This window comes from Chryseobacterium gallinarum (assembly GCF_001021975.1).
GTDB lineage: Bacteria > Bacteroidota > Bacteroidia > Flavobacteriales > Weeksellaceae > Chryseobacterium > Chryseobacterium gallinarum.
Map to the genome: position 1 here is coordinate 355,224 of NZ_CP009928.1, position 16,787 is coordinate 372,010.

Consider the following 16,787-nt stretch of genomic DNA (forward strand, 5'->3'; position numbering starts at 1 on the left):
TAGGATAATTACTACATTTTTGCTTCCAACTTACCCTGGATAACAACATTACCGGATCAAGCGCAAAAGTTGTGGTCTTATAATATTCAGATCTATTTAATTTTCAAAATTCACGCAAAGGATTCTTTTTGATTACTCTTTATTTTAAGTAAGCTAAGAAATGAATCGATTTTTAATCGATTCTGATGAAGCGAAGACTTTGCATGCACTTAGCCAGCAGCTATGCTGTCTTCTTTGCTTACTTGAAATAGAACATTATTTTTTAAACTTTGCGTGAAAAAACGATCTCAATAATTTTGACGCTAATCAATAATGAACAGAATTTTTATATTCAGACCAATTTATTATGTCCCCAACTTTTGCTCCTGATCCTATTTTGCCTCTTAACTCACTTACAAAATAGTAATCTGATAAGATCTTGCATTTAAATGTATATTTTGATCACTCAATCTCGCCAGCCATTAGCTTTGATATTTATTTCTTTTTCAAAAATTATCTGTAATACATCTCTCTTTTTTGTATTTTTATTTATCATTTTTTTAAATGATTATTTATAAACTAATACCCTATGAAAAGAAAAACCGACATTTACATGCTATTCTTTCTATTGTTTTCGGTAAAAATATTTTCCCAGACAACAGATAATCCGGAACTGCAAAAAATGGCAGATGATGACCAGAACGCCAGAAAAGCATCTAAAATCAACTGGAAAGTTTTAAACAAAGAAGACAGTTTAAGACGTGCCAGAATTTATGTGTTAATAAAGGAAAATAAAGTGAATACTGCAAAAGATTATTTTAATTCCGGTATTGTCTTTCAACATGGTGGAGATACAATTTCCTCCGGAATGGCTGTCAAAAGCTTTGAAAAAGCCTTGCAACTCGATCCGGGCTTAAACCGCTGGTGGTACGCTGCTGCTGTAGACAGACATTTGATGCATCAGAACAAACCTCAGATCTATGGCACCCAATATATCAAGGATTATACAACAAATAACAAATGGGCAAGATATAAAATAGATACTACCCAGGTAACTGATGAACAAAGAAAATATTACGGTGTAAAATCCCTTAAAGAGCAAGAGGAAAATGAAAGGGAAATGAATCTCATTCCCCTGAATGATGCCTATATTTCTCGTCCATCAATTGATAAGTTAATTTCATTTATCATTTCAGAGCATAAAAAAGGAATAAAGTCTACCTATAATACCAGTGAAAGTGAAATCAACAACTTCGGATATCAGCTTCTTCGGGAAAACAAAATAAATGATGCCCTGAAAATATTCAGATTAAATATTCAGCTCTATCCCAATGCCTGGAACACCTATGACAGTTATGGGGAAATACTTTTAAAAGTTGATAAAAAGAAAGAAGCTTTGGAAAACTATAAAAAATCCCTGGAGCTCAACCCTGATAATGAAAATGCCAAAAAAGTTTTAAATACCTCAAACAACTAGTATACAAATATTTGAGTTCATAATACCATTCTATGTTTTTATTTTTTCAAAATTAATTGTAAAAAACTTGCATGATATTACAAAATATTATACTTTTGCATCACTTTAAAACAACGAAGTAAGACAAACAAAAATATAATGGTTTCTTAGCTCAGTTGGTAGAGCAATGGATTGAAAATCCATGTGTCCCTGGTTCGATTCCTGGAGAAACCACTTGAAAACCTCTGATTAGTCAGAGGTTTTTTTGTTATAGGATAATTACTACATTTTCGGCTTCCAACTTACCCTGGATAGCAACATTATCACAGTAGGAATATTAATTCCTCTATCAATATTTAATTTAGTCGTTTCATTTAATAACTTCCGCCTTTACTTTACTTTCGGCATTTACTTAGTTTCTTGTGGTGTTGTAATGTTTCAGGAAGATGAATAGGTTATCAATTATTAACCTATACTCCTCTATCACTAATCTACCCAAGTTTCAAATGGCATATTTAAATTAAGAGCATTTTGAAATAAATTTCTTAATTCTATAAAGTAGTATTTTAAAACTTCTTTATTATCATCATAAAATTCACCTCCGATACTTAATATTTTTAAATACTCTGTACTTTGGTAATAAACAGTATTTTCAAAGTTATTCTGTCCACCATATTTTTGAAGAATAGAATTAAAGAATTCATTTTCCAGTGTAGGAATAACCTGACTATCAATAAAGTTTATTGCCTCTTGAATATCTGCAGGTACAAAATGAGCTATATCATTATCACTAGTATAAATTCCTTCGGAAATATTGTAACTAACCCGATATGCCCATTCAGAAAGGGTGGCATCAAAAACTTTTTTATTTCGTTGATTATCAATCTGTGTAGAATAATACATCATTAAAGAGTATGTTCCAAAATCGATTTCAACAAATGAATTATTTTTTAATTCAAAATATATTTTTCTTGTTCTCATTTTTAGACTTTCAAAAGAAACTTTTGGATGAATCAAAATTACCCATTCAATGTCTCAAAATTTACTCTAGACTTTTCCTACATATCCCATATTTACAGATATCCCAGGTTATTTCTCAGATAGGAAAACTTTAATTTCCATTTTTTATTCCTTATATTTAATCTGTACGGGATGTTTTCAAAGAGAAATCAACTTATGAATTCTCTAATGACTGATACTCTGCCCACATTGCATTAACTTTTTCCTGATCAAATATATCAGTTACGTATCTCCCTTCGGGTACCAGTAATTTATATTGGGCATCAATATATTCCATAAACCCATCATCCATAGATGGTAAACTAAAATCTACACTAGCGGGATCTTTGCTTACTTCGTAATAAAATTTATCTACGCTTACACTTAAGTATCCTTCAAAACACTGCACACTACCCTTTGACAAAAGTCTGTAAGCAGATTCATATGGGTGGGGCAAATGAAAATAAGGTTCAAAAACAGTTGGATATTCTGCCCTTAATATATTCCAGTAAATGTAATAATACAGATATAAATAATCAAAGGATCTATGATCTATATTGATGGAAACTCCTTCAAGCAGGTTGAGCCTGTAAAAATCTATATCCAGTAATTCTTTTCTAAGTTCAGGAAATAAGATCCGGATCAGATCATTTCGATCTTTATACCGCATGAGGTTGTATGAAAAATCAAAATTTAATGTTTCGCACCATTGTTTCATGGTATTCAGATAATTCTTAAACAAAAGGATATTGCTGGGACCACCATTCATATCGGGATTTTTCTGGGCTTTAAAGACCAACAGTTCTTTTATAAAGTCTTCGTTTATTTTCATTAAGGTTATATATTAGTTAATCTCTTTTACTAATCCATCAATGTTATTGAATAATTAAATTGCTCAAAATAAACTTCATAAATTTATAATTTGTACAATGTATTTTCTAAAAACCATCACTAATATTATGATTAGCTATCTTAACATTGTATTTCCGAACAGGATTAAATGTAATTTTATTGTAAAGTTTAATATTATAATTATCAGTATATTCATTATTTTAAATATACCTAAAATTGAAGTAAATGTTAGGTTTTGTATTGATGATAAAATCCCGAAGACCGTTTCAGGCCTTTTTAATTTTTCAGCCAGTTCAGACATTCAGTAATCTGCATTTTACTGATAAACACCTCATCGCTCACTTCAGGCTTGGGAGAAAGTTTTAATTCTACTTTTTGGCTTGAGTGTTTGATAATTTCTGCAATTGCTTCTTTATTGATGATAAACTTCCGGTTTACCTTAAAGAAGACCTGTGGATTCAGTTTCTGAATAATATCCTTAATTGTATCATCATAAATATAGGTCTGATTATCCATTGTAGTAAGGAAAAGGTATTTTCCGGAAGCAAAGAAATAAGCGGTATGATGTTCGTCTATAGATTTAAGCTTATTGCCTTCTCTTACCATGAACCGTTTCATGATTTCAGAGCTCCTATTCTGTAAGGTAGATATTGATTTCAGGGTAAGTTCCGGATCAAAATTATTCCTGATGGAAACAAATTTCTGTAACGCCTGATGGAGATCTTCGTCTTCAAAAGGTTTCAGGAGATAATCGATTGTAAAATGTTTGAAAACCCTCATTGCATATTCATCAAATGCCGTAATAAAAATAACAGGGGTAAACAATTCTACCTGCTCAAAGATTTCCAGGCTCATCCCATCCCCTAAATGAATATCCATAAAAATAAGATCAGCGGAGCTGTTCCCGAAGAATTCTATTGCCTGCTTTTTAGAACGAAGAATTACGATTTCAGTGACGGGGACAATGTCTTGTTTATCTAAAAGGCCTTTCAGATAATTAACAGCCAGCAATTCGTCTTCTATAATGGCAATTTTCATAACCTTACAAAAATACAAAAAAACCGCCAGAACGGTTAAATTCTGGCGGTTTCAGGGAATGTTAATATGAAATTTTATAAATTAGGATTGTTCTTTTTCGCACTCATCGGATATTCTATGGTATATCTTGGATCATTTTGCTGGAGAATATATTCCTTACCATTAATCATATGGCTTATTTTTTTCTGGTTTGTCCTTCTTAAATCGAACCAGCGTTGTCCTTCTAAGGCGAATTCCCTGTATCTCTCATCCATGATGAAATTCATGAACGCTTCCGAATTCATTGAAGACACTGCATTTTGCACAGCAGTAAAACCGTCCGGTGTATATCTGTTCTTCAAAACTTTAAGAAGTGTTTCTTTAGCTTCGCTCATTTTATTCAGCTTTACTAATGCTTCAGATTTTATAAAATACTGTTCTGCCGTTCTGAAAGACACCCTGAAATCTGAGCTTCCTCCTTTAATGACCTTGTATTTATTCCCATTTTTTTCAAAATAGATTCCAAACCTTTTGTCTGTAGAGCTATTGTATGATGATAGCAGATCCTGAGACACAAAACATAGGTTCTTAATAGAATTATCCCATGTATTATCCAAAGCCATAATAGATTCGGGAGAGGCATAATGGTTGGGAACTGTATTCGCTGTATTCAAATCCGTCAGGTCTCCTTTTACAGCCAATACCTCATCAGCATAGTATAACGCCTTGCTCCAGTCTCCTTCATAGAGAGCAATCCGTGCCTGGAAAGCCATTAATGCTGTTTTTGAAAATCTATAGTTGACACCCACTGACTGTTTTTGCTCTACCATAAGCCCCTCCGCTTTTTGAATATCCGCATGAACCTGCTGATAGACTTCCTGTACAGAAGAAGGCTTTAGCACCTGCTCAAGGTCAATTTCCAGACTGACAGGCACTCCCCTGTCTGTAGAAGCTGTAGCACTGTTGTATGGCTTCCCGTAGAGGTTAACCATATCAAAATATAAATAAGCCCGGAGTGCATAGGCTTCTGCAAGAATTTGATTTTTTTCGGGAGATTCTTTCATCGTCTTACTGCCTTCATTGATGATCTGATTCAGATAAAAATTCACGGCATAAAAACTTACCCAGGGAAACTCCGTGGATGAGGAATCGTTATTGGAGTCTTTCCACATCGCAATTTCACGGTAAGAAATAAAGTCCATTCCGTTTTCATCAAGATTCACTTCATCAGTACGAAGTGCTGTCAATGATTTATGAACCGGGTATTTTGAGTAAGCTGATGTAAGTACTTTACGGTAATCTTCAACAGTAGCAGGAATGATTTTCCCTTCAGGCTGAATATCCAAAAAACGGTCACAACCTATATGAGTAAAGCTAATGACTGCTAATGCTATGAATGTAGTTATTTTTCTCATTTTTCAAGTTTTAAAAAGAAACATTAAAGCCTACTGTAACTGATTTGGTAATAGGCTGTGCATAAATATTACCATAGGTTTCCGGATCAAAATATCCTTTGTACCCGTTACTGAATACAAACAGGTTACGTCCTTCAATACTCAGCCTAAGACTGCTGATCCCCATAGGACTTGTAAATTCCTTCGGGAGGGTATATCCCAAACGGATACTGCTGATTCTTACATAGCTGATTTCCTTTGCCCAAACATCAAGCAGGCTGTAAGCATTGGAACGGTTTCCCGCAAACCATTTGTTTGCCATCCATCCATTTGGGTTAGCCTCCATATCCGGGCTTGTAATTCCCGGAAGAGAAGAACCAGCTTCGTAGATATCCCGTGTGTAATTTCGCCCTCTGTCTAATTCCATTCCGCGGTAGGAAGGCGTTCTCATTACAGTCTGCTTTAGATTGACCGTTGCAGAAACAGTCAGGTCAAAATTGTGTATTTTAAAGGTATTGATGATCCCTCCTGTAAATTTCGGGTCTCTATCTCCCACGTATGTAAAAAGATTTCTCAGTTCAGCATTTGAAAGTTTTGTATCTACAAGCTGCCCCGGAAGAAAATCTTCGTATACATCATATAGTTTGAAAAACTCTGCTGCCGATACTTTTTCATCCCCTTTCCAGAACATTGGATTTCCAAATTCATCCATTCCCGCTGTTTTCAAAGCGAAAACAGCATTTACCGGAAGACCTTCCCTGGAAGGAAGCAAAGAATTGTCACGAGGCTGTTCACTTAATACTGTACTTTTATTATGGGCAAAGTTAATAGTAGTGGTCCATTTGAAATGATCCTTATTGATATTTCTTGTAGACAATGCCAACTCAAAACCTTTGTTCGTTAAACTCCCCCAGTTCATCATTGTATATTCAAATCCTGTTTCAAGCGGGGTTTCTTTCATACTGATCATATCCGTTCCCTTTCTATTGTAAATATCTGCGGTAAGATTGATACGGTTTTGGAACAACCCTAAGTCAACACCAAAATTGACGTTGGTTGTTTTTTCCCAGCGAAGCTTATCGTTCGGAGGGCTGATTACATTGATAATTCCTTCTTTCATCCCCGGGAGAATCGTTGCGTCATTATATTCTCCAATAAAGAAAGGTGAAGTATTACGGTCAATATTTCCCTGAAGACCATAGGAAGCCCTGAATCTAAGATTAGAAATTGCAGAAATATTTTTCATAAAATTCTCTTTGGTCACCAGCCACGATCCTGAAACAGCCCATATTGGCAGGTATTTATACTTTTTATTAACCCCGAATAGGTTGGTTCCATCATATCTTACACTTCCGAAAAATGTATACTTCTGATCATAGGTGTAAGAAGCAGTAGCAAACATAGAAGCATATGCATTCTCTATTGGCGGGTTTTCACGATAGGTTTCATACCTTTTGTCCGCTGCAAAGCTTGAATTCGGAAAAACAATTGCTGTAGCCCTTCTCGTTGCAGGATCATACCCGAATGCCCTTGTAACCGTAGTATTATCTTCTGTTTTACGGATTTCAGTTCCTGCCATCAAATCAATTTCATGCTTTGAATTAATTTTGGTACTGTATGTTCCCTGTAATTTCCAGTTATACTGGAAGAAATCATTATCCCAGTTCTGTTTTACCGCACCGGCAGGTAAGAAATAATGGTATCCCCCATCTTTATAATAGCGGGTATTTTCCTTCATTTTCCTGGTAAAATACGTATTCTCAGCAGCATACTTTTCGGTTTTATTGGCATCATACTGAATACCTAACTGAGAAGTGAATCTCAAATTTTTTGAAGCCTTATATTCTAAATCCAATATTGCCTTCAATGAGTTGTTTTTCAGGGTATAGCTGGTATTTTCCCTTTCTTCCAGGAAATTAAAAGGAATATACCGGTCATCAAAACCATCCATATCTCTGTCATACCTGTAGCTTCCGTCCGCATTGAAAGGAGTCAGGTAAGGATTGGCATTCCTTGAATAATTTACAGGATTAATAGACGCATCAGCATCCGTAACAAATGACTCACGCTCACTTTGGGTCCCAAAAACAGAGATTCCTGCGTTTAGTTTATCGCTTAATTTATAGTTGTTTTTCAGAGTCAGGTTATAACGCTTAAAACCTGTTCCTATCGTTGTACCTTCTTCATCATAATATCCTAACGAGAAGTAATAGTCTGCACGGTCACTACCTCCTGAAACACTCAAACCGTACTGCCTGTTGATGGCGTTTCTGTACAATAATTTTCCCCAATCCGTATTGCTATTCCTTAAACCATCTATCTGCTGGCGGGTCATTGAATTCAACGCATCCAAACCACCATTTCTGAAGGCATCAAGTTGCCCGTTTTGAGTTAAAATTCGCATCACTTCCCCTTTATCAGCGCGATAGGTTAAATCGGTACGTCTGGCAAGCATCAGTTCAAGATCAACTTTCTCCGATGCATTTAGGAGATTAAGCTTGCCAAAATCAGGGCGGGCAGTTACAAAGGTATCTGCGGAGAAATTCAATTTTAGACTTCCTTTTTTCCCTTTTTTGGTTGTAATTGAAATAACCCCGTTTGCTGCTCTTGCTCCATAGATTGCAGTAGCTGCAGCATCTTTAAGGATGGTTATATCTTCAATATCATTAGGATTCAGTCCTGCAATAGAAAAATTCTGAAGCTGGTCAATATTATCTTTATCACTGAAATTAGGAACATCGTTTCCTTCTAAAGGAAGCCCGTCAATCACCCATAACGGATCCTGCGGACCGGATAAAGAAGCTGTTCCACGGATTCTGATTTTTGCAGGACTCCCCGGGGATCCTGTTTCAGGAGTAACCGCTACCCCCGCGATCTGGCCTGACAGCATCTGATCTACACTTGCAACCCCAGCCTGGGTAATTGCATCCATTTTAACGGTAGAAACTGCTGAAGTCTGCTTACGCTTTTCAATCTTCTGATATCCGGTGATGATAACTTCCTGTATTTTATTTTTATCTGAAACTTCAGGAGTCAGCCTTATCATATAATTGGTTTTCCCTTCACTGATCTGAATGGTCCTGGACTCATATCCCGGATAACTCACCAATACTGATCTGGTATCTGCAGGAACTTCCAGAATAAATTTCCCATCCTTATCGGTTACAGTACCTACAGACACACTTTCAATAATCCCGTCCAGCTCGGTTTTAGTAGACACAGATTGTGTTTCAATCTTTATAGATGCTCCTGTAATGACAGCAGAGGTATTTCCGTCTTCTATTTTTCCGGTAATGGTTCTCTTTTCCTGGGCCAGTGCAACCTGAGCCGCCAAAAGAGGTAAAAGTATTAGAGATTTCTTCATAGTTGATTATTTTTTTAAAGCCTCTTCAATTCGAATGATTAAGTCTGTGTAATGAGCCCTGGAAGCCTCATCTCCTTTGTATCTGGTCCTGTTCAGCAAGTCTAGTACTTTTTGCAGCTCTGCCCTTTTATAAGTGGTTACTTCAGAAACCCTTTTCATGGATGAATAATTAATATTTCTGAGATTCTTATCTGCTTCGTGATAATTGCAGATCAACGGCATATTCAGTGTTTCACTGGTTTTCAGGCTTTTCACAGCTGTTTTTTCAAATAGTTTATTCACTGAAACAATCAGGGCATCCACATAATTTTTCTGTGTCATCCTTTCAAGAATTGTAAGGCTTCCTCTTTTATTAAAAATGGCACTTCTTACCTGGTCAAATAGGTTTTCCACCGTATAGATTTCTTCTTTTGAACCTGAGACTTCATGTTTCAATTCATTTTCAAGTAATCTCAATAGCCTGTCGTCCACAAACAAAGAATAGATATTGGCATACTGCATTCCTCTTGCTAAAGTGTATGGAGTCTGCTCAAATGGCCCCATTGGTGAATTTTTAACAGGATAGGTTTTCTCAGTAATCGGATTGAAGAATAACCACTCCGGAAGATTAATTGAATTTGTAATCAGATAATCTACTGCCCTTCTCTGGGTTTCAGCAGGCACTGCTTCATATGCTTTTTTCTTATTACCAAAAACCGTGTTATTCAGGTAAATTCCTCCTACATTCGCCATGACATGACCTGTATACAGATCCCATTGCCCGATAGCCCCCAAATACAGTTTGCCCGCATCCGTATAATCTTTACCGTCTTCATAAGCCCATTTTAAAAGGTTATTGACTACTACCTTCAGGTTTTTCATTCCGTATTCACTGGCTTTCATTGCATCATCACCCAAATCTTCCGATTGTGAACGCGGATCGATTGTTTCCAGGTAGTTTTGCTGTTCACCATAGAAATACATAGGATCATCCTGGTGCTTTTCGATGAGGTTTCTTAATGCTTTTTTTTCGGAAAATTCATCCGGATACCACCTATATCCCCATTCTATGGCATATTTGTCATAAATACCGATTTTAGGGGTAATGGCAGTAACACCATCTTCTGGTTGAGCCACATAATTATAACGTGCATAGTCCATGATGGAAGGAGCCGTTCCCCCCATTTTATCTGTAAATTCTTTTGAACGAAGGGACTCTACCGGAAAGGCAAAGGAGGCTCCCATATTGTGTTTCAATCCAAATGTATGTCCTACTTCGTGGGATGATACAAACCGGATAGCCTCTCCCATATGCTCATTGCTGAATATATTTCCTCTTGCTTTGGGATCTATAGGCCCTGTCTGGATCCTCATCCATTCCTGGAGGGAAGTCATCACATTGTGCCACCAGATGATATCCGCTTCGATAATTTCACCACTCCTCGGATCCACTACTGAAGGCCCCATCGCATTTGATTTAGGAGAAGCAGCATACGTGATTACCGAATATCTTACATCATCAATATCAAAATCTTCGTCTTTTTCATCCGGCATTCTGGCTATTATGGCATTTTTGAAACCTGCCTGCTCAAAAGCGACCTGCCAGTCGTGAACTCCCGCAATGATTTTTTCACGCCATTGTTTTGGGGTTGCCGGGTCAATATAATAGACAATCGGCTTTTTAGGCTCAACAAGTTCTCCTTTTAAATATCTTTCACGGTCTTCATCTTTAGGTTCCAGGTTCCATCTGGTAATAAAGAACTTTTCATCCATTCTTTGCTGCTGATCATTAAAGGCCCAGTGTTTTTCGCTGAAAAATCCCACTCTCGGATCGGCTATTCTCGGCTTCATCGGGGTTTCAGAAAGCAGTACAAGATTAGTGGTTACTCCTAAGGTCACCGGCAGATCAACACCTCCTTCGTTTACAGAAGTGGTTAATTGGGATTTAACAACAAGGTTCTTAGGAAATGTCTTTACGCCTTCGATATAAGAAAGGCTTGATTTCACTGATCCACCAAGACCTACGTTCGCCAGAACGTCATTAAAGCTTTTCTGGTTACCATCAAAGACTTTATTAACTTTAATGGCTACCGACGTAGAATCATTGTTTTGAGCTTCAATATCAAAAACTTCAATGACAGATTCTGAAAAATTGTCTTTTACAGATTTTGTAATAGCATCATTTTTAGGAGAAGACACTTTTGCCACTGAAGTTTTAACCCAAACTTTTCTGGCTACCGTATCCCGGTGAAAGGAAATCACTTTATTTTCGTAATTCATCCCTTTATTCAACCCTGCTTCATTCACCTGCATAGGGACTTGGGAGAGTTTGTTGACAACCAAAAACTGACGTCCCATTAAAGTATCAGGAATTTCAAAATAAACATCTGTTTTTACCTGAATTGTATTGAAAAGCCCTTTTTTATAGATACCTTTCTTGATCAGGTCTTCAATTTTTTTTGTTTTTTTTGATGATGAAAGTTCTGTCTTTTCAGTTTTTTCCTTCGTTGTTTTTACAGTGTCCTTTTTCTGTGCCAGAACTGCCGGCGATGCCATAGCAAGTCCTAAATACAGAGCCAGTCTGTAATTCTTCATTACAATAATCCGATTCATTCCAAATAGTAAATATCTTAGTTTCAGCGGGCAAAGCTATAGGTATACAAAATCATATAGATCATATTAGGGAGTGAAAGGTGATTTTTCGGGAGTGAGTGGATTTTCAATTTCACTTCATTAGCGGTAAAAAACATATGAAATATTCACCATCTACAGAAATATTAAGAGAATTAATCCTAAAATATTCATAAATTTGAGTTAAATAATTAATTCCAAACTTCTCTCCTTGCACAGGTTCTGTTTTAGGCTGCCAGGTATTTTTCACAACAATCCCGTTTTCTTCAATACTAATGATGATTTCCAGCGGCTGATCTATGGTGGCAACATTATGTTTTATTGCATTTTCCGTAACGATTTGAAGTGACAGATAAGGAATACGTTTTTCCAGGCTTTTGGAATCATTAATAATGACTTCGAATCTCAGTTCCTCATCAAACCTGCTTTTCAAAAGCTCCATATATTTCCGGATAAAATCAATTTCTTTCGAAACCAAAACAATATTTTCTTTTGGAGGTACAATAAGATATCTGTAGATCTTGGAAAGATTCATGGTAAACTTCTGAGCATTCTCCTTATTAATTCCAATGAGCATATATAAAGAATTCAGGGAATTGAACAGAAAATGCGGATTGATATTATTTTTAAGCTGCTGAAGCTGGTTGATTATTTCCGCTTTATGCATTTTTTCATTTTCAATCAATAACAGATTCTTTTCTGATTGAATTTTTTCTTTTTCCTGGTAAGCAACATTGGCAGCTCTTTGAAATAAAATAAAAACGGTTACAATAAGAAATAAAGCCGCCAGAAAAATATAGGTTGTATAGGTTTTAATCTTATATACATTTTCATCGATGATGAAATTGACATGGTTCACTACTGTATATCCTTCAAAATTATCCGTTTTTAATGGTTTTATGAAGCGGGTGACTTCTACCCCAAGATATTCAGAAGTGGCAGTTCCCTGGGTATATCCGGTCCTGCTTGTACTGCATACAGTGTCTTTTGGGTTAATATCTGTAAATTCAAAAATATTCTTTCCCAAATATTTCTTCTCAGGATGGGTAATGCAAATGCCTTCTTTGGTGAAAACATACGCATAGGTATTAGAATTTTTATCTACATTGATAAAATACTGGTGAAGGTCATCCAAACTTACTGTAGATCCATAATACAGGACATTTTTATCAGGTAAAATCAGAGAATCATAGCTCACCCAAAACAAACTGTCTTTATGGGTAACCAAAATATTCCTGAAATCTCCAGCCCCATCATTTTCTAAAGTAATTGTTTTTTCTATATCCTTCTTGTTCCTGAAAATATCTGATAAAAAACCATCTCTTTCGGATTTTCCAGCTGCTTTATTTTCATAGTAATACCAGCTATCCGTTAATAGATTGCGTTTTTTATTCAGGTCATTCAATACCGAGGAATAGTCTTTATAATTTTGTAAACCATCTTTCCGGATCAGTGCCCGTAACAGATATTGATAGTCTTCAATATTTTTGAATTCTTTTTCTATAGATTCATATTTCCGGAAGAACGTCTTCTTAGCAAAGTCTTCTGTATTTTTCTGGCTATCACGGGTGATTAAAAAACTCAGAATAGCCAATGCTGCCACAGCAATTAAGCAGGCAGATAAAGCAGTGATATAAATAGATTTCCGGGATAAGGCGTGTTTAAAATTAATCGTCAAGATTCTCTAAATTGTTGTATTACTTCCACATATAAATAAGCAGTTGCAAAATTATAACAAAGTATTGAGGACTATAAAGTGAATTATTTTTTATCACTGTAAACATTACTCATTTACAACAATTGCTGTTTGATAGTCTTAAAATTAGTTAATATAGCGGTATCAATTGCAGATTGATCTTTTTATATTTTGAAAATTAATTATCTTCGCCTACAAATCTTATTTGAAAAATGAAGAAGCTCATCTCCGGGATATCTATTTTTTGTACTGTAATCGTCTCTGCCCAAGAGTCCATCCAATTTCAGGAATTACCATTCAAGGATATCATTGCAAAGGCTAAAAAGGAAAAAAAACTGGTCTTTATTGACGCCTATGCTTCCTGGTGCGGACCGTGCAAACTGATGGAAAAAAATGTTTTCACTCAGAAATCTGTCGGAGAGTATTATAATACCAACTTTATCAATGCAAGATTTGATATGGAAAAAGGAGAAGGAAGGGATATTGCTGCAAAATTCGGGGTGCGATCCTATCCTACTTATCTTTTTCTGAATGGTGAAGGCGAGCTGGTGTCACGAAATACCGGTTATATGGAAGAAAGTATGTTCATCGCTATGGCGCAGGACATCAATTCCCCGGGTAATAAGAAAGGATCTCTGAGAGACCGGTTTGCCAGCGGAGAAAAAGATCCTGAGTTTCTGATCAATATTATGAAGTTAAACTCTTCTTCAGACTATGATTTTGCCAAGAAAGCTTCTGAAAGATATTTCGAAAACAAAAAAAAGACGGAGGAGCTTTCAAAAGAGGAAATTGGTTTTCTTTTATATTTTTTAAAATCAACTGAAGACAGTAATTATGCTGCCTTCACTTCCAGAAAGGCTGAAATTATTAAATACCTTCCGGAAGAAACCTATAAAGAATTTGACGCACAGCTGAAGTTATCCAAAATAGTGGATCAATCCATTGATGAAAAAAACAAAAGGATCAATGAAGAATATTTCATGAAATCTGCCATACCATTGGTAGGACAACAGGCAGCCACAACAAAACTTAATCAGACAAAGCTTGCGTATTATGAGCAAAACGCCAATTTCCCGGAATATGAAAAGGCAGCCTTAGAGTATTATAAAAACGCTGATGCATTCGAACCTAATGAACTTTTAAGAGCTGCTTGGGTATTCGTTGATCATATCAAAACACCAGCTTCATTAAAGAAAGCTACAGAATGGGCAGAAAAATCTGTTATGAGGGGAGAGACATCTGAAAACACTTATATTCTTGCAAAGCTTTATTTTCTTACCGGCAATAAAGAAATGGCAAAAAATTACGCAGAAATGGCAAAAAATATAGCTGTTCAGAGCAGCAAGGATTCCAAACTGGCGGAAGAATTATTAAATCAAATAAAATAACACATTGATGAACTACAAATTATTAACAGGAAGTATCCTGGCCCTTTTAACAATAGAAACCCTAACTGCTCAGGAACAGGAAAATCAAAAGAGCTTATACATAAAAGGGAATGCATTATTTGCACCAATAGGAATACTAAATATTGGGATAGAAAAACAAATAAAGCCTAAGTACACCCTTCAGGGAGATATCTTTATCTCACCATGGAAATCTTTTGCAGGGCATAAATTACAGATTTATTCCGCCTCCATAGAAGGAAGATATTATTTCAAGGAAGCTTTTAAACATTGGTATATAGGAGCTAATATTGGTCTTTCTGCTTTTAATCTTCAAAAATGGAATTATTGGAGCGGCACCTATGTTACCAATGAAGGAGAATTCCTTGATAGTTCTAATCTTTATCAAAAAGGATTTTCAATTATGCTGGGGGTAACAGGAGGTTACCAATTCCAGTTATCTGACCGTTGGAATCTTGACGTTTACGCCACAATAGGTACATCTCAAGGTTTTTACAAAGGATATGATAGCACTACCGGAAAACGCTATGATGGAACAGATGGCGTTAACAGAAGCGGAGAAATCATTCCTTACAGGGGAGGCATAATGATCTCTTATAAATTAAAATAATACAATGAAGTTATTAGGAAGAAATCATATTATCATTTCAGTGATCACATTTGTGATCCTTTTTTTAATGAATTATATAGGGAATGATTTGCCTGATAAATTACAACGAGCCCTGCTTACTGCTTTTGCAGGGGTGATTGGGCTAACAGTTGGGCTTTTCATTTTAAATAAAGGAAAAAATGATAAAAACCCGCCTCAAAATTTTGATTAATCAGTCTTTATAAATAACGTATCGGGTTCTTATTTTTTCAAAATTTTCCAGATCTTTTTTCCATGAAGATTTAATTTCCGGAATCGATTTGCCAGCAATAATTTGTTTCCTAAGCTCATCGGTTCCGGCTAATGTATCAAACCATAGGTTTTTCAAAAAGAAATCCTGTTGAGGGTTTTTATAGGCTTTATAAGCTTTTATTACCCACTCAAGGTTTAATTCTCTTAAATCCCCGGGATAGTTGGAAAGATTTTCTCCATAACATAATTTTCCGTTCAGGAAAGGATCCTTAGCTCCAAAATTAGGCCTTGGCGTAAACTGATAAGGCAAACTTTGTGTCCACGGAGAACCATAAACCTGGAAAGGCAAATCTGTACCTCTTCCTACAGAAACCTGGGTCCCTTCAAAGAAGCATAAACTTGGATATAAGTTAATCGATTTATCGTTAGGCAAATTTGGTGATGGCCTGTCTGACATTGCGTAACGCTGTTTTTTATGATAATTCTTCATCGGAATAAGGGTGTATTTTGCCTGTACTCCATTTTTCAGCCATTTTTCTCCGTTCACCATTTTCCCATATTCCCCTATCGTTAACCCATATACTACAGGAACTTCGTGCATTCCCACAAAGCTGGACCACTTTTTTTTCAGAACCGGCCCATCCGTATAACCATCATGCGGATTAGGGCGGTCAAAAACCATGATTTCAACATTATTTTCAGCACCGGCTTCCATTAAATAAGACAAAGTAGAAATATAAGTATAGAATCTTACCCCTACATCCTGGATATCAAAAACAACTATATCGATATCCTTTAATTGCTCGGGTTTCGGCTTTTTGTTGCTGGCATATAAAGAAACAATCGGGATTCCTGTTTTCACATCCACGCCATTTTTCACTTTTGCACCGGCATCAGCATCTCCTCTGAAACCATGTTCGGGGGCAAAAATAGCTTTAACCTTAATATTATTTTTAACTAAAAAATCTACTACATGGGTTTTGTCACTCATCAACCCCGTCTGATTGGTAACCACCCCTACTGTTTTACCCTTTAACAATGGTAAATACAACTCTGGTTGATCTGCTCCGGTTTTAAAATCAGATTGAATTTGAGAATAATATTGGTTGAATACTCCTAAAAAAATTAGGCAAATCAGAAGTAAATTTTTAATTTTGAAATCTAAATTCATAA

At 36.0% G+C, this 16,787-nt stretch carries 12 protein-coding genes and 1 tRNA gene; 5 read left to right on the forward strand and 8 right to left on the reverse strand.

Annotated features, from left to right (window positions below; genetic code table 11):
- The first annotated feature begins 568 nt into the window (after positions 1–568).
- Both OK18_RS01580 and OK18_RS01585 read left to right on the forward strand, forming a co-directional pair.
- Positions 569–1,456, forward strand: coding sequence for a tetratricopeptide repeat protein (locus tag OK18_RS01580; protein WP_053326858.1), 888 nt, complete (start codon positions 569–571; stop codon positions 1,454–1,456).
- 140 nt (positions 1,457–1,596) lie between these two features.
- Positions 1,597–1,669, forward strand: a tRNA-Phe gene (locus OK18_RS01585).
- 252 nt (positions 1,670–1,921) lie between these two features.
- Here the strand turns inward: OK18_RS01585 and OK18_RS01590 are convergent.
- The 7 genes from OK18_RS01590 to OK18_RS01625 all read right to left on the reverse strand — a co-directional run bounded on the left by OK18_RS01590 (position 1,922) and on the right by OK18_RS01625 (position 13,349).
- Positions 1,922–2,416 carry a hypothetical protein gene (locus OK18_RS01590; protein WP_053326859.1) on the reverse strand — a complete coding sequence of 165 codons (495 nt, stop codon included), beginning with the start codon at positions 2,414–2,416 and terminating at the stop codon, positions 1,922–1,924.
- Positions 2,417–2,609: 193 nt separating this feature from the next.
- Positions 2,610–3,266 carry a hypothetical protein gene (locus OK18_RS01595; protein WP_053326860.1) on the reverse strand — a complete coding sequence of 219 codons (657 nt, stop codon included), beginning with the start codon at positions 3,264–3,266 and terminating at the stop codon, positions 2,610–2,612.
- Positions 3,267–3,562: 296 nt separating this feature from the next.
- Positions 3,563–4,324, reverse strand: coding sequence for a LytR/AlgR family response regulator transcription factor (locus tag OK18_RS01605; RefSeq protein WP_053326862.1), 762 nt, complete (start codon positions 4,322–4,324; stop codon positions 3,563–3,565).
- Between the two features lie 74 nt (positions 4,325–4,398).
- Positions 4,399–5,718 carry a RagB/SusD family nutrient uptake outer membrane protein gene (locus OK18_RS01610; RefSeq protein WP_053326863.1) on the reverse strand — a complete coding sequence of 440 codons (1,320 nt, stop codon included), beginning with the start codon at positions 5,716–5,718 and terminating at the stop codon, positions 4,399–4,401.
- A gap of 10 nt (positions 5,719–5,728) precedes the next feature.
- On the reverse strand, positions 5,729–9,061 hold the full coding sequence (locus OK18_RS01615; RefSeq protein ID WP_053326864.1) for a SusC/RagA family TonB-linked outer membrane protein: 3,333 nt from the start codon (positions 9,059–9,061) through the stop codon (positions 5,729–5,731).
- Positions 9,062–9,067: 6 nt separating this feature from the next.
- Positions 9,068–11,653, reverse strand: a complete 2,586-nt coding sequence (locus OK18_RS01620) for a zinc-dependent metalloprotease (protein ID WP_053326865.1) — start codon at positions 11,651–11,653, stop codon at positions 9,068–9,070.
- A 112-nt stretch (positions 11,654–11,765) separates the two neighbouring features.
- Positions 11,766–13,349: a histidine kinase gene (locus tag OK18_RS01625; protein ID WP_053326866.1), complete on the reverse strand. Its 1,584-nt coding sequence runs from the start codon at positions 13,347–13,349 to the stop codon at positions 11,766–11,768.
- A gap of 230 nt (positions 13,350–13,579) precedes the next feature.
- Here OK18_RS01625 and OK18_RS01630 point away from each other — a divergent pair, with 230 nt between their 5' ends.
- The 3 genes from OK18_RS01630 to OK18_RS01640 are packed head-to-tail and all read left to right on the forward strand — an operon-like array spanning position 13,580 to position 15,594.
- Positions 13,580–14,755, forward strand: coding sequence for a thioredoxin family protein (locus tag OK18_RS01630; RefSeq protein WP_053326867.1), 1,176 nt, complete (start codon positions 13,580–13,582; stop codon positions 14,753–14,755).
- Positions 14,756–14,762: 7 nt separating this feature from the next.
- Positions 14,763–15,383 carry a DUF3575 domain-containing protein gene (locus OK18_RS01635; protein ID WP_053326868.1) on the forward strand — a complete coding sequence of 207 codons (621 nt, stop codon included), beginning with the start codon at positions 14,763–14,765 and terminating at the stop codon, positions 15,381–15,383.
- Positions 15,384–15,387: 4 nt separating this feature from the next.
- Entirely contained in the window at positions 15,388–15,594 is a 207-nt protein-coding gene (locus tag OK18_RS01640) for a hypothetical protein (protein WP_050020078.1), read from the forward strand.
- Here OK18_RS01640 and OK18_RS01645 read toward each other — a convergent pair whose 3' ends face one another.
- Positions 15,595–16,785, reverse strand: a complete 1,191-nt coding sequence (locus tag OK18_RS01645) for an exo-beta-N-acetylmuramidase NamZ family protein (RefSeq protein ID WP_053329265.1) — start codon at positions 16,783–16,785, stop codon at positions 15,595–15,597.
- Positions 16,786–16,787 lie beyond the last annotated feature (2 nt).